Annotated in this window: 20 protein-coding genes; 13 read left to right on the top strand and 7 right to left on the bottom strand. The window is 74.0% G+C overall.

Features of this window, described 5'->3' with window-relative positions; all coding sequences use genetic code 11:
- The 5 genes from ACZ4MF_RS23620 (at position 1) to ACZ4MF_RS23600 (ending at position 8,613) form a co-directional block, all read left to right on the top strand.
- A complete protein-coding gene (locus tag ACZ4MF_RS23620; RefSeq protein WP_467493897.1) occupies positions 1–5,157 on the top strand; it encodes a beta-ketoacyl synthase N-terminal-like domain-containing protein in 5,157 nt (1,718 codons plus the stop codon).
- On the top strand, positions 5,154–5,492 hold the full coding sequence (locus ACZ4MF_RS23615) for an acyl carrier protein (RefSeq protein ID WP_467493896.1): 339 nt from the start codon (positions 5,154–5,156) through the stop codon (positions 5,490–5,492). The genes ACZ4MF_RS23620 and ACZ4MF_RS23615 overlap by 4 nt, the downstream gene beginning before the upstream one ends.
- 9 nt (positions 5,493–5,501) lie before the next feature.
- Positions 5,502–6,296, top strand: coding sequence for an alpha/beta fold hydrolase (locus ACZ4MF_RS23610; protein ID WP_467493970.1), 795 nt, complete (start codon positions 5,502–5,504; stop codon positions 6,294–6,296).
- Entirely contained in the window at positions 6,293–7,501 is a 1,209-nt protein-coding gene (locus ACZ4MF_RS23605; RefSeq protein ID WP_467493895.1) for a glycosyltransferase, read from the top strand. The genes ACZ4MF_RS23610 and ACZ4MF_RS23605 overlap by 4 nt, the downstream gene beginning before the upstream one ends.
- A 74-nt stretch (positions 7,502–7,575) precedes the next feature.
- On the top strand, positions 7,576–8,613 hold the full coding sequence (locus tag ACZ4MF_RS23600; RefSeq protein ID WP_467493969.1) for a class I SAM-dependent methyltransferase: 1,038 nt from the start codon (positions 7,576–7,578) through the stop codon (positions 8,611–8,613).
- Positions 8,614–8,631: 18 nt separating this feature from the next.
- Here ACZ4MF_RS23600 and ACZ4MF_RS23595 read toward each other — a convergent pair whose 3' ends face one another.
- Complete coding sequence (locus ACZ4MF_RS23595) at positions 8,632–9,684, bottom strand: lysylphosphatidylglycerol synthase transmembrane domain-containing protein (RefSeq protein ID WP_467493894.1); 1,053 nt, start codon at positions 9,682–9,684, stop codon at positions 8,632–8,634.
- Between the two features lie 272 nt (positions 9,685–9,956).
- On the opposite strand from ACZ4MF_RS23595, the gene ACZ4MF_RS23590 reads away from it, so the two are divergent.
- Positions 9,957–10,604 carry a DedA family protein gene (locus tag ACZ4MF_RS23590; protein WP_467493893.1) on the top strand — a complete coding sequence of 216 codons (648 nt, stop codon included), beginning with the start codon at positions 9,957–9,959 and terminating at the stop codon, positions 10,602–10,604.
- A gap of 91 nt (positions 10,605–10,695) precedes the next feature.
- On the opposite strand, the gene ACZ4MF_RS23585 is transcribed toward ACZ4MF_RS23590, so the two are convergent.
- Complete coding sequence (locus ACZ4MF_RS23585; RefSeq protein ID WP_467493892.1) at positions 10,696–11,229, bottom strand: gamma carbonic anhydrase family protein; 534 nt, start codon at positions 11,227–11,229, stop codon at positions 10,696–10,698.
- A 108-nt stretch (positions 11,230–11,337) separates the two neighbouring features.
- Here ACZ4MF_RS23585 and ACZ4MF_RS23580 point away from each other — a divergent pair, with 108 nt between their 5' ends.
- The gene (locus ACZ4MF_RS23580; RefSeq protein WP_467493891.1) at positions 11,338–12,102 is read left to right on the top strand and encodes an acyltransferase; all 765 of its coding nucleotides are present in this window, start codon (positions 11,338–11,340) and stop codon (positions 12,100–12,102) included.
- Between the two features lie 838 nt (positions 12,103–12,940).
- On the opposite strand, the gene ACZ4MF_RS23575 is transcribed toward ACZ4MF_RS23580, so the two are convergent.
- Entirely contained in the window at positions 12,941–13,798 is an 858-nt protein-coding gene (locus ACZ4MF_RS23575; protein WP_467493890.1) for an EamA family transporter, read from the bottom strand.
- A 109-nt stretch (positions 13,799–13,907) separates the two neighbouring features.
- On the opposite strand from ACZ4MF_RS23575, the gene ACZ4MF_RS23570 reads away from it, so the two are divergent.
- Positions 13,908–14,480 carry a helix-turn-helix domain-containing protein gene (locus ACZ4MF_RS23570; protein ID WP_467493889.1) on the top strand — a complete coding sequence of 191 codons (573 nt, stop codon included), beginning with the start codon at positions 13,908–13,910 and terminating at the stop codon, positions 14,478–14,480.
- 34 nt (positions 14,481–14,514) lie between these two features.
- Positions 14,515–15,072, top strand: a complete 558-nt coding sequence (locus tag ACZ4MF_RS23565) for a YbaK/EbsC family protein (protein ID WP_467493888.1) — start codon at positions 14,515–14,517, stop codon at positions 15,070–15,072.
- A gap of 23 nt (positions 15,073–15,095) precedes the next feature.
- Here the strand turns inward: ACZ4MF_RS23565 and ACZ4MF_RS23560 are convergent, their stop codons facing one another.
- The gene (locus tag ACZ4MF_RS23560; protein ID WP_467493887.1) at positions 15,096–16,151 is read right to left on the bottom strand and encodes a cation diffusion facilitator family transporter; all 1,056 of its coding nucleotides are present in this window, start codon (positions 16,149–16,151) and stop codon (positions 15,096–15,098) included.
- Positions 16,152–16,212: 61 nt separating this feature from the next.
- Between ACZ4MF_RS23560 and ACZ4MF_RS23555 the strand changes: the two genes are divergently transcribed.
- On the top strand, positions 16,213–16,566 hold the full coding sequence (locus ACZ4MF_RS23555) for an ArsR/SmtB family transcription factor (protein ID WP_467493886.1): 354 nt from the start codon (positions 16,213–16,215) through the stop codon (positions 16,564–16,566).
- On the opposite strand, the gene ACZ4MF_RS23550 is transcribed toward ACZ4MF_RS23555, so the two are convergent.
- The 3 genes from ACZ4MF_RS23550 to ACZ4MF_RS23540 form a co-directional block, all read right to left on the bottom strand.
- Positions 16,560–17,723 carry a 4-hydroxybenzoate 3-monooxygenase gene (locus ACZ4MF_RS23550; RefSeq protein ID WP_467493968.1) on the bottom strand — a complete coding sequence of 388 codons (1,164 nt, stop codon included), beginning with the start codon at positions 17,721–17,723 and terminating at the stop codon, positions 16,560–16,562. The genes ACZ4MF_RS23555 and ACZ4MF_RS23550 overlap by 7 nt on opposite strands.
- 140 nt (positions 17,724–17,863) lie before the next feature.
- Positions 17,864–19,501, bottom strand: a complete 1,638-nt coding sequence (locus ACZ4MF_RS23545; protein WP_467493885.1) for an APC family permease — start codon at positions 19,499–19,501, stop codon at positions 17,864–17,866.
- A 214-nt stretch (positions 19,502–19,715) separates the two neighbouring features.
- Positions 19,716–20,162 (bottom strand): CoA-binding protein, encoded by a 447-nt coding sequence (locus ACZ4MF_RS23540; RefSeq protein ID WP_467493884.1) that lies wholly within the window; start codon positions 20,160–20,162, stop codon positions 19,716–19,718.
- Positions 20,163–20,305: 143 nt separating this feature from the next.
- Here ACZ4MF_RS23540 and ACZ4MF_RS23535 point away from each other — a divergent pair, with 143 nt between their 5' ends.
- The 3 genes from ACZ4MF_RS23535 (at position 20,306) to ACZ4MF_RS23525 (ending at position 22,403) form a co-directional block, all read left to right on the top strand.
- On the top strand, positions 20,306–21,136 hold the full coding sequence (locus ACZ4MF_RS23535; protein WP_467493883.1) for a hypothetical protein: 831 nt from the start codon (positions 20,306–20,308) through the stop codon (positions 21,134–21,136).
- A complete protein-coding gene (locus tag ACZ4MF_RS23530) occupies positions 21,133–21,681 on the top strand; it encodes a SixA phosphatase family protein (RefSeq protein WP_467493882.1) in 549 nt (182 codons plus the stop codon). Before ACZ4MF_RS23535 ends, ACZ4MF_RS23530 begins: the two co-directional genes overlap by 4 nt.
- Before the next feature lie 95 nt (positions 21,682–21,776).
- Positions 21,777–22,403: a YigZ family protein gene (locus ACZ4MF_RS23525; protein ID WP_467493881.1), complete on the top strand. Its 627-nt coding sequence runs from the start codon at positions 21,777–21,779 to the stop codon at positions 22,401–22,403.
- Positions 22,404–22,498: the final 95 nt, after the last annotated feature.

Below are 22,498 nucleotides of genomic sequence, written 5' to 3'. Positions count from 1 at the left end.
ATGACGGAACGTCAACGTCACGCACCCGTCGCCATCGTCGGAATGGCGGTGCTCCTGCCCGGCGCCCCCGGCCTGGACGCGTACTGGCGCAATCTGCGCGACGGCGTCGACGCGATCGGCGAGGTCCCCGCGGAGCGCTGGGACGCCGACTACTACCGGCCCGGAACGGCCGCCGGGCCCGCCGTCGCCGACCAGGTGTACTGCCGGCGCGGTGGATTCGTGGACGGCCTGGCCGAGGTCGAGGTCACGCGCTACGGCATCATGCCCGCCTCGGTGTCCGGCACCGAGCCCGACCAGCTGATCGCCCTCGACGTGGCCGCCGCCGCGCTCGCCGACGCGGGCGGTACGGACCGGCTCCCCGAACGGCACCGGATCGGGGTGGCGCTGGGCCGCGGCGGCTATCTCACCCCGGGCCTGGTCCGGCTCGACCAGCGGGTCCGGACGGTTGGCCAACTCGTGCGAACCCTGGGCGAGTTGCTGCCGGACCTCGACTCCGCCCAACTCGACCGGATCCGCACGGCGTTCACCGAACGGCTCGGTCCCGACAGCCCCGAGTCGGCGATCGGCCTCGTCCCCAACCTCGCCGCCTCCCGCATCGCCAACCGGCTCGACCTGCGCGGCCCCGCCTACACGGTGGACGCCGCCTGCGCCTCCTCGCTGGTCGCCGTGGACCAGGCGGTCACCGAACTGGCCACCGGGCGCTGCGACATGATGCTGGCCGGGGGAGTGCACCACTGCCACGACATCACCCTCTGGAGCGTCTTCTCCCAACTGCGCGCCTTGTCCCCGACCGAGCGCATCCGCCCCTTCCACCGCCACGCGGACGGCATCCTCATCGGGGAGGGCACCGGCGTCGTCGTACTGAAACGGCTCGCGGACGCCGAGCGCGCGGGCGACCGTGTGTACGCGGTGATCCGGGGCACGGGCGTGGCCAGCGACGGCCGTACGTCGGGCCTGGTCAACCCCGACCCGGGCGGACAGGCCCGCGCCGTACGGCAGGCCTGGCAGGCCGCGGGACTCGACCCCGCAGCACCGGACTCCCTCGGCCTGCTGGAGGCGCACGGCACTGCCACCCCCGCCGGGGACACGGCCGAACTCGCCACCCTGGCCGAGGTGTTCGGGGCACCGGTGCCCGGCCCCGACGGCCTGCGCCCGGTCCTCGGCTCCGTGAAGTCGATGATCGGTCACACCATGCCCGCCGCCGGAGTGGCGGGCCTGGTCAAGGCGGCCCTCGCGCTGCACCACCGCACCCTGCTGCCCACCCTCCACTGCGAGGACCCGCATCCCGCCCTCGCCGCCACCCGCTTCCGCGCCCTGGAGGTCTCCCAGCCCTGGGAGAACGACGCCCGCGGAGCGGTGCGCCGGGCCGCTGTCAACGCCTTCGGGTTCGGCGGCATCAACGCCCACGTGGTCCTGGAGGAGCCCCCCGGCACCCCCTCACCCCCACCCCCGCACCCCACCCCACCCCGAACCACCGACCGGATCCCCGCGGCAACCACCGCCGAGGTCCCCGGCCACGCCCGAGAAACCGCTGCAGCCCGCGCCACCGAACCTGCCCGCGTCCCGGCTGCCACCCAGCCCGCCGCCCCGACTCCGGCCGCAACCACCGTGCGAACGCCGGGACTTACCCCATCCGAAGCCGCCACCCACGTCATCGGCTCCGCCACTCCAGCCACCACCGCCCCCGTCCCCGCGCCCGCCTCCAGCCCGGTCGGCGACCGCGTGCCCGCGCCTGCTTCCAGCTCGGCCGGCGATCGCGTGCCCGCGTCTGCTTCCAGCTCGGTCGGCGATCGCGTGCCCGCGTCTGCTTCCAGCCCGGTCGCCGCCCGTGTCCCTGCGCCCGCTTCCAGCTTTGGCGGCGCCCGTGTGCCTGCGCCCGCCTCCAGCTCGGTCGGCGATCGCGTGCCCGCGCCTGCGTCCAGCTCGGTCGGCGATCGCGTGCCCGCGCCTGCTTCCAGCTCGGCCGCTGCCCGTGTCCCTGAGCCCGCCTCCAGCCCGGTGGCCGCTCGCGTGCCCGCGCCTGCGTCCAGACCGACTGCCGCCCGTGTCCCCGCGTCCGCCCCCACTCCGGCCGCCGACCACGTCGCCGAGCCCGAGCCCGTGCTGTTCCTGGCCGCCGGCACCGTGGCGGAGCTCGGTGCGCTGCTCGACGCCGACGACTCCGTCGTGCTCGCCGCAGGGCTCGACCCCACGCGCTCGCACACCGGTGCCGGACCCGTGCGGCTCGGGATCGTGGGGCCGAACGCCAAGCGGCTCGGGCTGGCCCGTCGGGCGGTGGCCAAGGGGCGTGCGTGGCAGGGGCGCGGGGACGTGTGGTTCCGGCCGGGCCCGCTGCTCGGCGCGGGCGCGGGCGGGGGCGGGCTCGCCTTCGTCTTCCCCGGTCTGGAAGGGGACTTCACGCCGCGCACCGACGACATCGCGGCCCACTTCGGCCTGCCCCCGCTGCCCGCCACGGACGTCGAGGTCGGCGACGTCGGACGGCACGGCTTCGGCGTCGTCGGCGTGGGCCGCCTGCTGGACCGGGCGCTGCGCCACATCGGCGTCGCACCGGACGCGGTCGCCGGACACAGCGTCGGCGAGTGGACGGCCATGGCGGCGGCCGGGCTCTACTCGGCCGCCGAGGTCGACGCGTTCATGGCCGGGTTCGACCCCGACTCGGTCACCGTCCCCGGCCTCGCCTTCGCCGCCCTCGGCACCTCCGCCGGGCACGTCCGCGCCGCGCTCGCCGACCGCTGGCCGGACTCCGGGATCGTGCTCTCCCACGACAACGCGCCCCGCCAGTCCATGGTGTGCGGACCCGGCGCGGCCGTCGACGCGTTCGTGAAGTCCCTGCGCGCCCGGGGCGTGATCTGCCAGGTGCTGCCGTTCCGCTCCGGCTTCCACACCCCGATGCTCGAACCGTACCTCGCCCCCATCAAGGAGGCCGCCGGCCGCTTCCGGCTCCATCCGCCGACCGTGCCGGTGTGGTCCGGGACGACCGCGGCACCCTTCCCGCAGGACCCGGCGGAGGTACGCGCGCTGTTCGTCCGGCATCTGCTGGAACCCGTCCGCTTCCGCGAGCTGACCGAGGCCCTGTACGCCGCCGGGCACCGCGTCTTCGTCCAGACCGGACCCGGCCGGCTCACCTCCCTCATCGACGACACCCTCGGCGACCGCGACCACCTGGCCGTCGCCGCCAACGCCCCCCAGCACAGCGGTATGTCCCAACTCCGCCGCGTGGCAACCGCGTTGTGGGCGGCCGGCGCGTCCGTGGCGCCCGCGCTGCCACCCCGTGACACGCAGGCGGTGACCTCGCGGCGCCGCCCACCCGTCCGCCTGGACCTCTCCGGCGCCCTCGTCTCGCTGGCCGGAGCGGAACTCGACGCGGTGCGCGCCGCACTGCGCCCCGCCGCGCACCCGGGCCCGGCCCGCTCCGGCCTCGACGAGCTGGACGGCCTGGCCACCCGCATCCCGGCCGCCGCCGAGCTGACCGCCCTGCTCCGGGACACCGCCGACACGGCGGCCGCGCTGATCGCCGCGGGCCGCCGCCGGCCCACCGCCGTACCCACCCTCGCCCGGCCGGCCGCGACGACCACCACGGTCCACGTCTCGCCCCGGACCATGCCCCACCTCCTGGACCACTGCTTCTTCCCGCAGCGCCCCGACTGGCCGGACGCGGAGGACCGTTGGCCGGTGGTGCCCGCCACCACGATCGTGCGGCACATGATGGACGCGGCGGAGGCCGCCGCCCCCGGACTGCGGGCGGTCGCCGTGCACGGGGCCCGCTTCGACCGCTGGCTCACCGCGACACCCCCGGTCGACGTCCCGGTCACCGTCACCCCGTCGGCCGACCGCCCGGACCGGGTCACCGTCGCCTTCGGCCCCACGGCCCGCGCCGTCGTCGAACTCGCCCCGCACCATCCCGCACCGCCCCCGCCGGGCCCGCTCCCGGAGGCCGCGGAGCGCCGCCCCGAGCACACCGCCGCCCAGCTGTACCGGGAGCGCTGGATGTTCCACGGTCCCGGCTTCCAGGGCCTCACCGACCTCACCGCGATCGGCGAACGGCACATCCGCGGAGTGATCACCACACCCGCCGCGCCCGGCGCCCTGCTGGACAACGTGGGCCAGCTCCTCGGCTACTGGATCATGGCCACCCGCACGGAGCGGACCGTCGTCTTCCCGGTGCAGATAGGGGAGTTGAGGTTCCACGGTCCGCATCCGGCCCCCGGCACCGAGGTCGGCTGCCGCCTGCGGATCACGACCCTGACGGACACCCTCCTGGAGGCGGACGCCGAGTTGACGGCCGGCGGCCGGGTGTGGGCCGTGGTCACCGGCTGGCAGGACCGCCGCTTCGACAACGACCCCACGACCCGGCCCGTCGAGCGCTTCCCCGAGCGCCACACCCTGTCCACGGCCCGCCCCGGCGGCTGGGTGCTGGTGCACGAGCGCTGGCCCGACCTCGCCTCCCGCGAGCTGATCATGCGCAACTCGCTGGGCACGGCCGAACGCGCCGCGTACGCCGCCCGCCCGCCTCGCGGCCGCCGCCAGTGGCTGCTCGGCCGGATCGCGGCCAAGGACGCCGTACGGCAGTGGCTCTGGCAGCACGGCGAGGGCCCCGTCTTCCCGGCCGAACTCCTGGTTCGGAACGACGAGTTGGGGCGGCCGTACGTCACCGGGGTGCACGGCCGCACCCTGCCCCCGCTGGACGTCTCGCTCGCGCACCGGGGTGAGGCGGGCGTGGCGATCGTACGGCCGCACGGCCCGGGGCCCGGCCCCGGCATCGACATCGAAGAGGTCACCGCGCGTGACCCCGCGACCCTGGCCACCGCCCTCGCCCCGGCCGAACTGCGGCTGCTGGAAGCCCTGTCGGCGGACGGCCCCGACCCCCAGGATCTGTGGTTCACCCGCTTCTGGGCCGCCAAGGAGGCGGTCGCCAAGGCCGAGGGCGTCGGATTCGGCGGCCGGCCACGGGACTTCGCGGTGCTGGAGGCCACCCCGGACGGCAGCCGACTGGTCGTCTCGGGCCGCCTGGAGCGCGCCTACACCGTGCACTGCGCGCCGGTGGGCAATCCACCGGCGCTGCCCGCACGGTCCTACGTGGTGGCCTGGACCACCGGCCCCGGCACCGACGACGCACACCCCACGATGACGACGCAGCCGAGGAGTGACCCCCGATGAACCCCACCCAGCCGGCCCCGGCGCAGCCCACGACCGACATCGCACCCACGGCCGACGCCGTCCTCGCCGACGTCCGCGACATGCTCCGCACGGTGCTCGCGGAGTACGGCGACGACGACGCCGAGATCGGGATGTCCACCACCTTCAACCGCGACCTGGAACTGGAGAGCATCGACCTGGTCACCCTGGCCGGCCTGCTGGAGGAGCGGTACGGACAGCGGGTCAACCTGGCCGCGTTCCTGGCCGGCATGGAGTTCGACGAGATCATCGAGCTGACCGTGGGCCGGCTGGTGGAGTATGTGGTGTGGAGCCTGAAGACCGCGCAGGCGGGCTGAGCCGTGGCGATGGTCGACGCCGGCGGGATCCGGCTGCACGTCCAGCGCATGGGGCCGGCGGACGACCGGTCCCCGCGCGCCACGGTGGTCCTGGTGCACGGGCTGCTCACCGACAGCCTGGCCAGCTACTACTTCACCGTCGCCCCCGGCTTCGCGGCGGCCGGGCTCGACGTGGTCATGTACGACCTGCGCGGACACGGCCGCAGCGAGCGCCCGCCCGCGGGCTACACCCTCGACCACAACATCGACGACCTGGAGGCCCTCCTCGGCCGGCTGGCCGTCACCGGCCCCGTCCACCTCGTCGGCAACTCCTACGGCGGCACCATCGCCTTCGGCTACGCGGCCCGCCACCCCGAGCGCGCGCTCAGCCTGACGCTGATCGAGTCCGAGCCGGCGACCGCCGCCTGGGCGACGAAACTCGGCGCCATCCTGGACCGGGTCGTCACCCACCTCGCGCACGACGAGCCCGACGCCATCGCCTGGATCACCGCCAACCGGGGCCACAACACCGCCCGCCTGGCCAAGGGCGCGGCCCGGCTCGCCCGCGAGACCACCCTCGGCCGGGACATCCCGGCCAGCCGGGTGCTCACGGAGGACGCGATCAGGGCCGTACACTGCCCGGTCCTCGGGGTGTACGGCGGAGAGTCGGACCTCGTCGACCTCGTGCCGCTGAAGCGGGCGCTGCTGACCGACTTCCGCGCGGTCGTGCTGCCCGGACACGAGCACTCCGTGCTGGTCGAGGCACCGGCGGTGGTCGGCGGGCACATCCTGGACCTGATCCACGCGGGAGCGGCGGTCCGGTGAGCGCCTTCCTCTTCGTCGTACCGCCGCTGACCGGTCACATCAACCCGGCCGTCGGCGTCGCCGCCCGTCTGGCCGCACGCGGGCACCGGGTCGCCTGGGCGTGCGCCGACCCCGCGCTGGTGCGGCGGCTCGCGGGCGCGGACGCCGAGGTGCACGGGTGCACGGGGCCGGTGCCGGGGGCCGACGGGGCCGTACGACCGCCGGAGCTGCGGGGCGCGGAGGCGCTGAAGTTCCTGTGGGAGCGGTATCTGCTCCCGCTCGCCGACGCCATGGCCCCGGGTGTCCGGGCGGCGGTCCGGCAGTTCCGCCCCGATGTCGTCGTGGCCGACCAGCAGGCCTTCGCCGGCGCCCTGGTCGCCGAGCGGTGCGGGCTGCCGTGGGCCACCTCCGCCACCACGTCGGCCGAGTTCAGCGGCGCGTACGACGGCCTGCCCAAGGTCGCCGAGTGGCTGCACCGGAGCCTGGCCGAGCTGCGGACCCGGATCGGCGAAGGGGCCGGCACCGCCGACCCGCGCTTCTCACCCCACCTCCTGCTGATCTTCAGCACCCCCGAACTCATCGGACCCCAGGCGCCGTTGGCCCCGCACATCCGGTACGTCGGCCCGTCGATCAGCGGGCGCCCGGCCGGGCCCGGCTTCCCCTGGGAGCGGCTCACCCCGGACCGGTCGAAGGTCCTGGTGACCCTCGGCACGGCGAACGCCGACGCGGGCGACCGGTTCCTCGCCGAGTGCCTGACCGCGCTGCGCGAACGCGCCGACCGGGTGCAGGCGGTGATCGCCGATCCCGGCGGTGTCCTGCCCGTGCCGCCCGGCGACAAGGATGTCCTGGCCCTCTCGTCCGTGCCCCAACTCCCGTTGCTGGAACGGATGGACGCGGTCGTCTGCCACGCGGGCCACAACACCGTCTGCGAGGCGCTGTGGCACGGCGTCCCGCTCGTCGTCGCCCCCATCCGCGACGACCAGCCCGTGATCGCCGGGCAGGTCGTGGACGCGGGGGCCGGGGTCCGGGTCCGCTTCGGCCGGGTCCGCGCGGACCGGCTGGGCGCGGCCCTCGACACCGTCCTCACCGACCCGGCCCACCGGGCCGCCGCGACCCGCATCAGCACCGCGTTCCGCGCGGCGGGCGGCGCCCGGGTCGCCGCGGCCCACCTCGAACACCTCGCAGACCACGCATCCCGCGCAGACGTCGAAGCGGAGAGCCGATGACCGACGACAAGAGCGACAAGCGCGACAAGAGCGCCAAGGGCGAGAAGACCGAGAAGGGCGAGAAGCGGGCGCGCATCGCCGCCCTGCGCCCCGCCTACCAGCGGGACCTGGCCGCCGGCCCGGACCGCTTCTTCACGGCGCTGCGCGCCGACTGCCCCTGGTGCGGCTCGGCCCGGCTCGCCCCCCGCCTGCGCACCACCGACCTGCTCCAGCACAAGCCCGGCCGGTTCACCCTCGACCGCTGCGCCGACTGCGGCCACGTCTTCCAGAACCCCCGACTGACCGAGGAGGGCCTGGAGTTCTACTACCGGGACTTCTACGACGGCCTCGGCGAGCAGCGCATGAGCGGCACCTTCGGCGGCCGCACCGCCATGTACCGCAGCCGTGCCGAGGCCATGCTGCCGTACGACCCGGCCCCGAAGACCTGGCTGGACGTCGGCACCGGCCACGGCCACTTCTGCGCCGCCGCCCGCACCGTCCTGCCCGGCACCTCCTTCGACGGCCTCGACTTCACCGACGGCGTCGAACTCGCCGCCCGCGAGGGCCGTGTGGACCACGCCTACCGCGGCGCCTTCCCGGCCCTCGCCCCCGAACTCGCCGACCGCTACGACGTCGTGAGCATGTTCCACTACCTGGAGCACAGCACCGACCCCGACCGCGAGCTGCGCGCCGCCCACGAGACCGTACGCCCCGGCGGCCACCTCCTCATCGAGGTGCCGGACCCCGAGAGCCGCTACGCCCGGCTGCTCGGCCGCTGGTGGCTCCCCTGGCTCCAGCCGCAGCACCTGCACTTCATGCCCGTCGCCAACCTCCGGCGGCGGCTGACCGAACTGGGCTTCACGGTGGTCGCGGAGCAGCACGCCGAACCGCACGATCCGGTCGACCTGCTCGCCGCCGTCTGGCTGGCCCTCGACCACGCGGCGCCGCGCGAGGACGCGCCCTGGCTTCCCGAGCCCCCCGGCGGTCTGCGCCGCGCCGCGCGCACCGCCCTTCTCCTCGCGGGCGTGCCCGCGCTCGTCACCGCCACGCTCCTCGACCGCTTCGCGGTACGCCCCCTCTCCCACCGTCTCGGCGTCTCGAACGCCTACCGTCTGGTGGCCCGCCGTGACTGACCGGTACGTGACGCGCGCTCACAGGATCCTGGCGCGGATCAACGCCGAGAACGTCAGGGCGCCCGGCACCAGCGGCACCCAGTCGGTCAGCACCCGGTACCCGATGACGGTCGCGGTGGCCACGGCCGGTGCGGCGCCGAAGGCGATCAGCGTCCAGGCCAGCGCCGCGTCGACCGCGAACCCGCCGGGCGCCGGGACCGCGCCGACGGCCGTACCGGCCGCGAGGTAGGCGAGCACCACCTGCTGCCACGGCATGTGCAGCCCGAGCGAGGCTCCGACACAGACGAGGGTGGCCCCCTGCAGCAGCGGCATCGCGACCGCCCCGCCCCACAGGGCGGCCACCCGGCAGGGCCGCGTGTGCACCTCCCGCGCATCGGCGAGGGCGGAGCGCAGCAGTCCGGTCACGGGCCGCCGCAACGGCCGTACGACGGTCAGCAGCACCCCGGCGACCGCGAGGACACCGCCCGCGACCGCGGCGAGCGGGACCAGTAGCCGCCCGTCCGGGACCAGCTCGCCGAGGCGCCGCCAGGCCGGCGACACCGCGAGCAGGACGACCAGCACGACCGTCTTGGCGGCGGACTTCGCCAGCGAGTACAGCCCGATCGACGCGGTCGCCCGCTCCAGCGGCACACCGCGCGCCCGCAGGAAGCGCACGGTGACGGCATGGGCGCCGAGTCCGGCGGGCAGCGCGTGGTTGGCGGCACCGGCGGCGAACTGCGAGGCCAGCAACTGCCCCGCCGGGACCCGGTCGGGCAGCGCGCCCTGCCGGACACACGTGGCGGCCACCCAGTTCAGGCAGGTGAAACCGCCGCCGGCCAGCAGCCACCAGGGATCGGCGGCGACGAGCCGCCGGACCCCCTCGTACACCACGGGCCGGTTGGCCACCGCCCAGCCGCCCGCCAGCAGCAGCGGCGCGAGGCACAGGACGAGCCGTACGGAGCGGCCCGCCAGGAAGGACGACGGCCGGGGCGCGGGCGTCGCCTCCGGGAGGTGACCGGGGATTTCTCCGGCGAGGGGGGCGGGCGGAGCGGAGGGCGGGAGCGGGAGGGAGAGCGGGGACGGTGAGGGCACGGGGACGTCGTCCTTCCGCGGCGGGTCCCGGGCGGGGACCTGGGGGAGGCGGGTCGGGCGATACCGCGGGAGTTTTCCCTGCCTGTGTGACACCGGGGTGTCCGTGAGCCCAAGGGCCGAGGGCGGGAAGGTGCCGCCGGGGAGCCGCCGGGAACGGCCGGGGAGGCCTGTGCTTAACCGCCGCTCACCGCCGACCAGGTAGCCTTCCCTTGGGACGCTCTTTGCATGCGGTGTCCGGCAGCCACAGGTCGGCGACAGGGGAGGAACCCGCGGTGCACGTGCAGGAATGGCTCGACTCGGTGCCCGCGGTCGCCGTCTATGTCATGGTCGCGCTGGTGATCGGCGTCGAGAGCCTCGGCATCCCGCTGCCGGGCGAGATCGTCCTGGTCTCGGCGGCGCTGCTGTCCTCCCAGCACTCCGGCGTCAACCCCGTCGTCCTCGGCGCGTGCGCGACCGCCGGAGCGGTGATCGGCGACTCCATCGGCTACGCGATCGGCCGCAAGGGCGGCCGCCCGCTGCTGGCCTGGCTGGGCGGCAAGTTCCCGAGACACTTCAGCGAGGGCCATGTGGCCACCGCCGAGCGGTCCTTCGAGAAGTGGGGCATGTGGGCCGTGTTCGTCGGCCGCTTCATCGCCCTGCTGCGCATCTTCGCCGGCCCCCTCGCGGGCGTCCTGCAGATGCCGTACTGGAAGTTCCTGATCGCCAACGTCCTCGGCGGCATCTGCTGGGCGGGCGGCACGACGGCCGTCATCTACTACGTGGGCGTGGTCGCCGAGGGCTGGCTGAAGAAGTTCTCCTACGTGGGCCTCGCGGCGGCGGTCCTCGTCGGTCTGGCCTCGATGCTGCTGGTCAAGCGCAAGGCGCAGAAGGCCCAGCAGGAGCACGGCCAGGAGGCGGAGCCGGTCGGCGCCGGCGAGTGAACCGCCGAGTGGGCCGGTGAGCGAAGACGCCCCGCGGGCGCGCGGGGCGGTATCGACATGCGGCTCCGCCGGACGGGCGTGATCGGCCCGGCTATGCCTGGCTGTGCACGTCCCTGTGTGCCTTCGCCAGCTCCGCGTACATCGTGCCGTTGAGGGTCACGCCCTGCCGCTCCTCCTCGGAGAGCGGCCGCCGCACCTTCGCCGGCACCCCCGCCACCAGTGAGCCGGCCGGCACCACCATTCCCTGCGGGACCAGAGCCTGTGCGGCGACCAGCGAGCCCGCCCCGATCACCGCACCGTTGAGCACGGTCGCCCCCATCCCGATGAGACAGTCGTCCTCGACGGTCGCCCCGTGCACCACCGCGTTGTGCCCGATGGAGACCCGCTCACCCACGCTGACGGGGAACCCGGGATCGGCGTGCAGCGTCACGTTGTCCTGCACGTTCGCGCTCGCCCCCACGGTGATCTTCTCGACGTCACCGCGCACGACAGCCCCGTACCAGACACTGGCCCCGGCATGCAGCGTGACGTCTCCGATCACGGAGGCGGTGGGGGCCACGAACGCCTCGGGATCGACCTGGGGCTCCCTGCCGCCGATGCCCACGATCAGCGCCTGCTGCGTCATGACGGTTCTCCTCGTGTCGTCGTCCACCGCACCGTACGACACGGGCTGGGGCAAAGATCACAGCAGGCGGCCCTCTCGCCGAAAGCGTCCGCTTAGTAACGTAACCTCGTGCCCCAGCGGAAGAACACGTTCTCATTCCGGCGACGCCGTGCAGCGCAACGTGTCGTCCACCAGGCCTGGGCCTGGATACAGCGCGCCGGCTCCGTCTCGGCCGAGCACCCGGCGGGGTACCGGTTCGGCGCGATCGGCGAAGCCACCCGCCTCGCCTTCCCGCTCGGCACCGTCTTCGGTGAACCCTGGATCCACCTCGGCTCCCACTGCATCATCGCCGAGCAGGTCACGCTGACCGCCGGCCTGATGCCGGACCTGGACCTAGGCCCGGACCCGATCCTGCGCATCGGCGACGGAGTCGTCCTCGGCCGCGGCAGCCACGTCATCGCGGACACGACGGTCACCATCGGCCGCGACTGCTACTTCGGCCCGTACGTCTACGTCACGTCCACCAACCACTCCTACGACGACCCGCACGAGCCCATCGGCAGGCAGTGGCCGCGGATGGAGCCGGTGGAGATCGGCCCGGGCTGCTGGATCGGCACCGGTGCGGTGATCCTGCCCGGGGCGCGGATCGGCCGGAACGTCGTCGTCGCGGCCGGCGCCGTGGTGCGCGGCGCGGTGCCCGACCACGCCGTGGTGGCCGGAGCACCGGCCCGCGTCGTCCGGCGCTGGACCCCCGCGGACGGTTGGCAACCCCCACTGCGCACCCCGCCCCCGGTCCCGATCCCGGCCGACACGACAGCGGAACAGCTCCGGGCACTGGCACAACTGGACGAGGCCACGGTGACCCGCCTCGCCGAACTCGAAGCAGAGAGCTGAGCCGGGACCGGGGTTGGGGCCGGGGCTGCGTCGGGGTTGTGGGTGGAGAGGGGGTTGGGGGCTGGGCCGCATCCGGCGGGGGTCGAGGCGGGGTTGGGGCTGTGTTGGGGTCGGCGTCGAGGCCGGGTTGGGGGCCGATTCGGTGCTGGGGCTGAGCCGAGGCGGGGGACTGAGGCGAAGCCGGTGGGGCCGCAGCGAGGCCGGGGCCGGGGGCCGGAGTGGAGCCGGTGCCGGGGCGGAGCTGAGGCCGCGGGCTGGGCCGATGGCGGCGTGCGCCGAGCCAGGGCGGGGATCGAGCCAGGGCCGGGGGCTGTGTCGAGACCAGGGGGGTGAGCGGCGGGCCGAGTCGCGGCCAGGGACTAGGCCGAATCCGGCGGGGGCGAGTCAGAGTCGGGGTTGTGCCGAGGCCAGGGGTCGAGTCGCGGCCGGGGGTTGCGTTGCGGCCAGGGACGAGCCGGGGCCGAGGGCTGAGCTCAGGCGGGGCCGAGTCGGGGTCGGGGGCGAAGGCCGAGCCTAGGTGCGGCCGAGTCGGGGTCGGGGGCCGAGCCGGGGCCAGGGTTGAGCGGGGGCCGAGGGCTGAGCTCAGGCGGGGCCGAGTCGGGGTCGGGGGCGAAGGCCGAGCCGAGGTGCGGCCGAGTCGAGGTCGGGAGCGAAGGCCGAGCCGAGGCGCGGCCGAGTCCGGGTCGGGGGCCGAGCCGAAACCCGGGCAGCGTCGGGGCCGAGCTCGGTTCCGGGGCGGGAGTCGCGGCGGGGGCGGTTTCCGGGGTGGGAGCCGAGGCGGCGGTGAAGGGTGTTTCCAGGGTGGGAGTGGGAGCGGCTTGGAAGCGGGGGCGGTTGTTCAGCCGGTCGCCAGCAGCAGTGTGCCGAGCAGGGCGAGCGCCGCGCCCGCTGCCTGGATCGCGCGCAGCCGCTCGCTGAGGAAGCCGCGGGCGGCCAGCGCGGTCACCACCGGGTACAGCGAGGCCAGCACCGCCGCGACGGTGACCGGGCCGAGCCGGGCGGCGATCGCGTAGGTGCCGTTGGCGGCCACGTCCGCGAGCCCGACGAAGGCCAGCGCGGGCAGCGAGGCCCACGGGAAGCCGCCGTCCGGCAGGCCGTGGCCGCCCCGGCGGACGGAGACGGCGAGCGCGGTCGCGCCGACCGCGACATTGGTCAGCCGCTGCACGAAGAGGGCGAGGAAGAGCCCGGTCACATCGGTCGAGGCCTCGGTGATCAGGGCGAACACCGTGCCGAAGCCGAGCGCCGCGACCAGGGTGAGCAGAACCGTCCGCCGCTGTACCGGCGCGCCGCGCAGCTGGGGCCCGCCCGCGAGGACGACGCCGGTGACGGCGACCGCGATGCCCGCGACCTGGAGCAGCCCCGGGCGCTCGCCGAGGACCAGGCCGACACCGACCGGGACGGCCACGCTGAGGGTGGCGAGCGGCGAGACGACTCCCATGGGGCCGAGCGCCAGGGCCTTGTAGAAGGAGAGCAGGGCGATTGGGCCGACCAGCCCCGCCGCGAACGCGAACCACAGCCGGGGCCCGGCCTCTCCCCAGCCACCGGTCGCGACGACGATCGCGCCCAGGACGGCCGCCGCGATGGACTGGGAGACCACGACGACCGTCAGCGCGGGCGTACGCCGGGTCAGCAGTCCGCCGCCGAAGTCGGCCAGGCCCCACAGGAGACTGGTGGTGAGGGCGAAGAATGCTGTCACGGACGGCCTCGCAGTACAGTTTGCTGAATGATCGGGTGCACCCCACCGTAGTTCAGTACAGTGAACTACGTCATCCCATATAGTGAACTATCCTCTCGATGGACGTGATGTGTCGGACCTCGACCTGCTGACCCAGTCCCTGGCCCGCAACGTCAAGCACTGGCGCACGGTGCGCGGCTTCACCCTGGACGTGCTCGCCGCCCGTGCGGGAGTCAGCCGCGGCATGCTCATCCAGATCGAGCAGGCCCGGACGAACCCCAGCCTCGGCACCGTCGTCAAGATCGGCGACGCGCTCGGCGTCAGCATCACCACCCTGCTCGACTACGAACAGGGTCCCAAGGTCCGTATCGTCGCCCCCGACCAGGCCGTACGCCTGTGGCACACCGACGCCGGCAGCTACAACCGCCTGCTGGCGGGCACGGAGGCACCCGGCCCGGTCGAGATGTGGGACTGGCGGCTGATGCCGGGCGAGTCCAGCCCCTCCGAGCCGCATCCGGTGGGCACCGTGGAACTCGTCCACGTCACCGCCGGCGAACTGACCCTCACCGTCGACGGCGTGGCCCACCTGGTGGCGGCCGGTGCGAGCGCCACGTTCGAGGCGAGCACCCAGCACACGTACGGCAACGAGGGCGACGTACCGATGGAGATGGTCATGGCCGTCTCCGTGCCGCCCGTGCGCTGAACGGCCCCGCGGCGCGGGCTGTTAGCGTGCGGCCATGCGCGCACCCATCGGAGACTTCGACACCGCCACCCCGGCCCCGGACTGCCTGGACGACCTGATCGCACCCGTCGCCGACGCCGTACGGCACTGGCAGGGCGCCGTCCCCGCCGACCGGATCCTCTACGTCGAGACCGACCCGCGCTGGGCCGACACCGCCGTCTTCGTGGAGCACTACGGCCGCGACCTGCTGGAGCAGTCGGCGAACTGCGTGGTGGTCGCGGGCAGGCGCGGCGGCGAGACCTCCCTCGCCGCGTGCCTCGTGCTGTCCACCACCCGGGTCGACGTCAACGGCGTCGTGCGCCGCCATCTCGGCGCCCGCAAGGCCTCGTTCGCGTCGATGGACACGGCGACAGGCGAGACCGGCATGGAATACGGTGGCATCACCCCGGTCGGCCTGCCCGCCGGCTGGCCGGTGCTCGTGGACGCGGCGGTCGCCGACCTGCCGTACGTCCTCGTCGGCAGCGGACGCCGGCGCGGCAAGCTGCTGGTACCCGGCAAGGCCCTCGCCGAACTGCCCGGCGCCGTGGTGCTGGAGGGACTCGGGACCGCCTGAGGCCGGGCTGCCGGAGGTCCGCGTCAGGCGGTCAGGTGGTGGGCCAGTGTCAGGTGCGGGTCGCGCTCGCCCGGCACCGGTGCCGGATCGGCGTGCACCAGGGCGGCCGTCAGCCTCGGTACGGCGTGCAGCAGGGCGTGTTCGGCCTCGACGGCGATCGCGTGCGCCTGCCGCACCGTCGCCTCGCCGTCCACGACCACCGCGAGCTCGGCGCGCAGCCGGTGCCCGATCCAGCGCAGCCGCAGCTCGCCCACCTCGCGCACGCCCGGCACCGCACGCACCGCCCGCTCGGCCCGGTCCACCAGCGCCGGGTCGACGGCGTCCATGATCCGCCGGAACACCTCCCGCGCCGCGTCCCGCAGCACCAGCGCGATCGCGGCGGTGATCGCCAACCCCACGACGGGGTCGGCCGGTTGCCGGCCGAGCGCGGAGCCGCCCGCGCCGGCCAGCACGGCCAGCGAGGTGAACCCGTCGGTGCGCGCGTGCAGCCCGTCGGCGACGAGCGCCGCCGAACCGATCGCGCGGCCCGCCCGGATCCGGTGACGGGCCACCCACTCGTTGCCGGCGAAGCCGACCAGGGCGGCCGCCGCGACGGCCGGGAGATGGCTGACCGGGCGCGGGTCGAGCAGTCGGCCGACGGCCGCCCACGCGGCGAAGGCCGCCGACGCGGCGATCGTCAGCACGATCACCAGCCCCGCCAGATCCTCGGCCCGGCCGTAGCCGTAGGTGAACCGGCGCGTCGCCGCCCGCCGTCCGAGGACGAAGGCGATGCCGAGCGGGACGGCGGTCAGCGCGTCGGCGGCGTTGTGCACGGTGTCCCCGAGCAGCGCCACCGAACCGGACACGGCCACCACGGCCGCCTGTGTCAGTGCCGTCGCCCCGAGCGCGGCCGACGACACCCACAGCGCCCGCATCCCGCGCACCGAGGACTCCAGGGCGGAGTCCAGCTTGTCGGCGCTCTCGTGGGAGTGCGGGGTGAGCAGATGCGCGAGGCGGTGCCGGAGACGGGCGGCGCGGTGGCTGTGCTCCTGCCCGTGTGCGTGCCCGTGCGCGTGCTGGTGAGGGTGCCGGTCGCTCACGTGGCTCCCCTTCCGGTGTGCGGGAGTGGACGTGCGGCGTCCAGGGGACCATTATGTGCGTATGAGCGCACGCATGCACCTGTCACCTGCGCACCATACGCATCCGCGCAGTCCGGGCGAGGAGCAGTTCACGCTGGCCGCCGAGCTGCTCGCCCTGCTCGGTGACCGCACCCGCCTCACCCTGCTGCACGCGCTGACGGCGGGCGAGGCCGACGTCACGACGCTCACCGGGGCATGCGGCGCGGCCCGTCCCGCCGTCAGCCAGCACCTGGCCCGGCTGCGGCTCGCGGGTCTGGTGCGGACCCGCAAGGAGGGCCGCCGGGTGGTCTACTCGCTCGCGCACGGACACCTGCGGCGGCTGGTGGACGAGGCGCTGAAGACCGCCGACCACCATCTCACCGAACGGGCTCAGTAGGCCGAGGCCGTGCCGAGGTACTGCTCGGCGAAGGCCGCCGCCGCTGCGGGCGAGGAGAACAGCCGGCGCAGCCGGGCCAGCGTGGTGCCGGCGCGGAACGGATCACCGGACGCGACACCGTGGTAGATGTCCGACAGCCACTGCGAGAACTCCTGGTAGTCCCACACCCGGCGCAGCGCCGCGGCCGAGTAGCCGTCCAGGCCGGCGCCGTCTCCCTCCGTGACGTACGAGGCGAGCGCGTCGCCGAGCAGGAAGGCGTCGTGCAGGGCGAGGTTCATCCCCTTCGCGGCGATCGGCGCGACCAGGTGACCGGCGTCGCCGGCCAGGAACAGCCGCCCGTGGGAGAGGGGTTCGACGACGTAGTGGTGCATGTCCAGCACCCGCTTCTCGACGATCCGCCCCTCGGTGAGCGGGGGCGCCCCGGTCGCGGCCAGCCGCTCGCGCAGCTCGGTCCAGACCCGCTCGTGCGGCCAGTTCTCCGGATCGTCGCCCGGCGGGCACTGGAGGTAGAACCGGGTCACCTCGGGGCTGCGGGGCATCTGCCCGGCGAAGCCGCGCGGATGGACGCCGAAGAGGACACAGTCCGTCGACGGCGGGACCTCGGCGAGCAGCGCCAGCCAGCCGATGCCGTCGTCCTGCCGGGCGATCCGCCGGTGCCGCTCGGGAATCGCGTCGCGCGTCACCCCGCGCGCCCCGTCGCACCCCGCGACGAAGTCGCAGCGCAGCAGCCGCCGTTCACCCGTCTCCGGACAGCGGTACGACACCGCCGGCCGGTCCGTGTCCAGGTCGTGCAGCGTGACGTCGCGCACGCCGAAGCGGATGTCGCCGCCGCGCACGTCGGCGTACTCGCGCACCAGGTCCGTCACCAGCAACGGCTGCGGGTAGACGTAGTGGTGACGGCTCGTCAGTTCGGCGTAGGGGAAGCGGTACCGCTCGCCGGCGAAGCGGAACTCGCAGGCGCTGTGCAGCTCGGCCCGCTGCGGCAGGTGCCCGGCGAGGCCGCGGCGGCCGAGTTCGCGCACCGCCCATTCCTCGATGACACCGGCCCGGGCCCGGGTCTCGATGAACTGCCTGCTCTCGGTCTCCAGGACGACACAGTCGACCGAGGCGGCCCGCAGGATGTTGGCGACGGCGAGCCCGGCGGGACCGGCGCCCACGACGACGACCGTACGGGCTTCCCGGCGTGCGGGGTGCGCGGGATCCGGGTGGGGGGAGGGGGAGGGGGAGATCACCCTCGCATTATGACGGTGTCCCGTCAGCCGGGAATCGGCTGACGGGACACCGGGAGTGGTGTGGCTCAGTGCGCGGGGGCGTCGGTGACGACGACCTCCTCGATGCTGCGCTCGATCGCCTCGGGCTGGGAGGCCGTGGCCTTGGCCCAGTAGTAGATGACGAGCGAGAACACCGTGACGACCAGCATGTCCCACCACAGCGGCAGGTCACCGGTACCGCCGAAGGTGCTCAGGTAGGAGATCACGCCGATGCCCAGCAGGTAGGGCGCGAGCCACTGCGCGGCCTTGAAGTCCAGCCGGGGGGCGTCGGGCAGGCCCTTGCGGATGGCGTAGGCCGCGTAGGCGCCGAGCAGCACGTAGCCGATCAGGATCGCGAAGCCCAGTCGCCACAGGGTGTCCCAGCCGGACCAGAAGATGATCAGGTTGGCGACCACGAACGACAGCGGCGAGATGATGTTGCCGTAGGGCAGCTTGTACGGACGGTCGTGGTTCGGCAGCCGGTCCTTGAAGACGCCGTAGGCCAGCGGGGCGCCCGCGTACATCAGCACGCTCGCCGAGGTGATGAAGCCGACCAGCGTCTGCCAGCTCGGGAACGGCAGGAAGCAGATCACACCGGTCACGAACGACATCGCGAGGCCGAACCACGGCACACCGCGCGAGTCGGTCTTGGTGAAGAGCTTCGGCGCGTAGCCGTTCTTGGCCAGGCCGTAGGAGATACGGGAGGTGGCGGTGGTGTAGATCAGGCCGGTGCCGCCGGGGGAGATGATCGCGTCGGCGTACAGCACCCAGGCCAGCCAGCCCAGGCCGAGCACCGAGGCGAGACCCGCCCAGGGGCCGCTGATGCCGGCGTAGGCCAGGTTCGCCCAGCCCTTCGCGAAGGAGGCGTGCGGCAGGGCGGCGATGAACACGATCTGGAGCAGGAGGTAGATCGTGGAGCCGATCGCGACCGAACCGAGCGTCGCGCGCGGCAGGTCACGCTTCGGGTTGCGGCTCTCGCCGGCCAGCTGGATCGCCTGCTCGAAGCCGAGCAGCGCGAAGATGATGCCGCTGGAGCTGATCGCGGTGAGGACACCCTTGGCGCCGAACGGCGCGAAGCCCTGGGAGGTGAAGTTGGACGGGTGGAAATTGCCGACCGCGATGATGAAGATCGCGGCGAGCGGAACGGCGATCTTCCACCAGGTGGCGGCGCTGTTGGTGTGGGCCAGGATGCGGACACCGAGGAAGTTGACCGCGACGAAGACCGCCATGAGCAGGACGGCGACGACGATGCCGCTGGTCGTGAGCGTGCCGTTGGCGTTCTGCAGGCCGTCGGCGAAGTGCCAGTGCTTGGCATAGCCGATCATGGCCTCGACCTCGATCGGGGCCACCGTCGCGGCCTGGAGCCAGGAGAACCAGCCGAAGGACATGCCGGCCAGGCCGCCGAAGGCGTAGTGCGGGTAGCGCGCGGTGCCGCCCGCCACCGGGAACATGCCGCCGAGCTCGGCGTGCACGAGGGCGAGGAGCACGATGGCCACCGCGCCGATCACCCACGAGATGATCGCCGCCGGGCCGGCCACCACGACTGCCTTCTCGGCGCCGAAGAGCCAGCCGGAGCCGATGATGGAACCCACCGAGGCCCACATCAGACCGATCAGTCCGACGTCTCGGCGCAGACCACCGGTGTCGCTTGTGGCTACCGGTGCAGCCTGGTCGACATTCGCCATGTGTAGTGGCCTCTCAGATCTATACGCAGCGTTAACGGGCGAGGAGGCCACAGGTTAGGGGTGCGTTCCATGCTGTCAAAAGAGCGTTAACCAAATTTTGACCCGGGATCTTAGGTGTCTTGGCCCCACGCTCGGTCACTGTCTTGTCACAGGTCAGATGCCTAGTGCGAATGTCAATATTCAGCGTCGAATTGTAAGTAGAAGGAGAGATTCGCTAGCCGAGGCGGGGAATTTCGATGGCGGGGCAGTGGTCCATGACCATGTCCAGTCCCGCCGCCCGGGTCCGGCTGTAGGCGGCCTCGTCCACGACGCCGAGCTGGAACCACACCGCCCGCGCACCCTTCGCCACGGCCTCGTCGGCCACCGCCCCGGCCAGGTCGCTGTTGACGAAGACGTCGACCACGTCCACGTCGAAGGGGATGTCCGCGAGGGAGGCGTAGCCGCGCTCGCCGTGCACCGTCTCCGCCTTCGGATGCACCGGCACGACGCGCTTGCCGAACCGCTGGAGCACCTGCGCCACCCCGTAGGCGGCCCGGTTCCGGTTGTTCGACAGGCCGACCACGGCCCAGGTGTCGCCCAGCCCGGTCAGGATTCTGCGGATCACCGCTTCGTCGCCGTGGTCGTCGCCGTCGTAGCTGCCGTCGCCGTGCACGACCGCCATGGCCGCCTCCTCGGTTCGTGGGAACAGTTCGCCTGGGCAACAGCGGCGCGCACGGTACGGATTCCCGCCCCGGTACCCGCCGCCATGTCCGGAATCGGAGCAAGATGCCTGCGTAGGACGCTCTGCCCGCCTACGCTCGCGCTGTGCTGCGCATCCTCGACGACCGAACCGGTGAGCCCGTCCCCGCCGCGCCCGCCCGCCGCGGCCTGACCCGCATCGAGGCCTACGCCTCGGGGCTGGACCCGACCGCCCTGAGGGTGCTCCTCACCGCCGACCTCCTGGTCCGCGCCCTGGAGCTGGGCGGCACCCCGGTCTGGACGATCCTCACGTCCCCCCACCAGCACGCCGAACTGCGCGCGGCCGCCACCGCCCTCGCCATCCGCCCCTTCGAGGACGGCCGCGACCTCGCCTCGGGACTGGGCGAGTCCCAGGCGATCCACGTGACGGCCGACCCCGCGGCCGCCGTCGGCGAAGGCCCGGTGATGCGGGTGGCACCGGTGCACTGGAAGACGGACGGCCAGGGGCCGCAGGCGGTCGGCCGCGACGCGGGACCCGCGTCCGCACCCGCACCCGGCCCCGGCCCCGGCCCCGGACCCACCCTCCACTCCCACCCCGCGCTCCCGGCCCTCCTCGAAGACCCCGAGGCGGTGCGGCTCGCCCTGCTCTCCGTCCCTCGGGGTGAGCCCGTTCGGCTGTCGCCCGCCGTACTGGACGCGGCGGCCGGGCGGCTGGCGCAGTGGCGGCGGGCCGTCGCCGGATGGGCCCGGCGACCGTCCAGGCCGGTGCCGGAGGCGGTGCGGGGGCGGTTGCGCTCCGCGTGGGAGGACGACCTCGACCTGCCCGGCGTCCTGGACGTCCTGCGGGACGTGGCGCGTGACCCGGATCTGCCCGACGGAGCCCGGTTCGAGACGTTCGCCTACGTGGACCGGCTGCTGGCGCTCGACCTCGCCCGTGACCTCGGGAGCCTCGCGTGAGCGCGCGGGCGGGCTCCTCGGGTCCGCTGCGCCGGCTGGTGGTGCTGCGGCACGCCAAGTCCGCCTGGCCCGAGGGCGTCGAGGACCACCGCAGGCCTCTCGCGCCGCGCGGCCTGCAGGACGCCCCGGCCGCCGGACGCACCCTCGCCGAGGCCGACTGCCTGCCCGACCTCGCTCTGTGCTCCACGGCCGCACGCGCCCGCCGCACCTGGGAGCTGGCCTCCGCCGAGTGGGGCACCCCGCCGCCGGTGCGCTACGACCGGCGGCTGTACGCGGCCGACGCGGCGGACCTGGTGGAGGTGGTCCGCGAGGTGCCGTCCCAGGTGGAGACCCTGCTGCTGGTCGGGCACAACCCCGGGCTGCAGGAGCTGGTCCTGGAGCTGGCCGGGGACGGTCTCGACGACACGCTGGAGCGGGTGCGGACCAAGTTCCCGACGTCCGCGATCGCCGTCCTCACCTGGCACGGCACCGGCTGGTCCGCCCTCGCCCCCGGCGTCGCCCTGCTGACCTGGGTGACCGTGCCGCGCGGGGGCAGGAAGCAGTAGCCGAGCGGCGCCGAGGAGGAGGATCCGCCGCCACGCGCGCGTGGGCGCGGCCTCCGCCCGGACCGGCACTTCCCGCCACCGCTTAGGCTGGCGGGATGCAGGACGAGTACCGCACAGTCGCCCACGCGGGCGTGCACGAGACCGAGATCAACCGCTCCCGCTTCCTGTGCGCCCTCGCCCCGGCCGCCACCGAGCAGGAGGCACAGGACTTCATCGCCGCCGTCAGCAAGGAGCACGCCGACGCCACCCACAACTGCTGGGCGTACGTGATCGGCGCCGACGCCTCCGTGCAGAAGGCCGGCGACGACGGTGAACCGGGCGGCACCGCCGGCGTCCCCATGCTCCAGATGCTCCTGCGCCGTGAGATGCGCTACGTCGTCGCCGTCGTCACCCGTTACTACGGCGGCGTCAAGCTCGGGGCCGGCGGACTCATCCGCGCCTACGGCGGTGCCGTCGGCGGGGCCCTCGACACGCTCGGCACACTCACCCGGCGCCGCTTCCGGCTGGCCACCGTCACCGTCGACCACCAGCGCGCGGGCAAGGTCCAGAACGACCTGCACGCCACGGGGCGGGAGGTGCGCGACGTCCGGTACGGAGAGGTCGTCACCATCGAGATCGGTCTGCCGGACGCCGACGTGGACGCCTTCCGGGCGTGGCTCGCCGATGCGACGGCGGGCTCGGCGGGGTTCGAACTGGGCGGGGAGGCCTACGGAGACGCGTGACATAGCGGACTGATCGGAATATCCAGACCATTCGCGCCGTACGGGATATCCGTACGAACTCCTGCGTGCCGCCGGTCGATACGGGAGTAACCGCC

It is taken from the genome of Streptomyces sp. NPDC025793 (assembly GCF_055558375.1).
The sequence above is the reverse complement of the archived record's forward strand: the minus strand, read 5'-3'. Positions and strand labels throughout refer to the sequence as shown.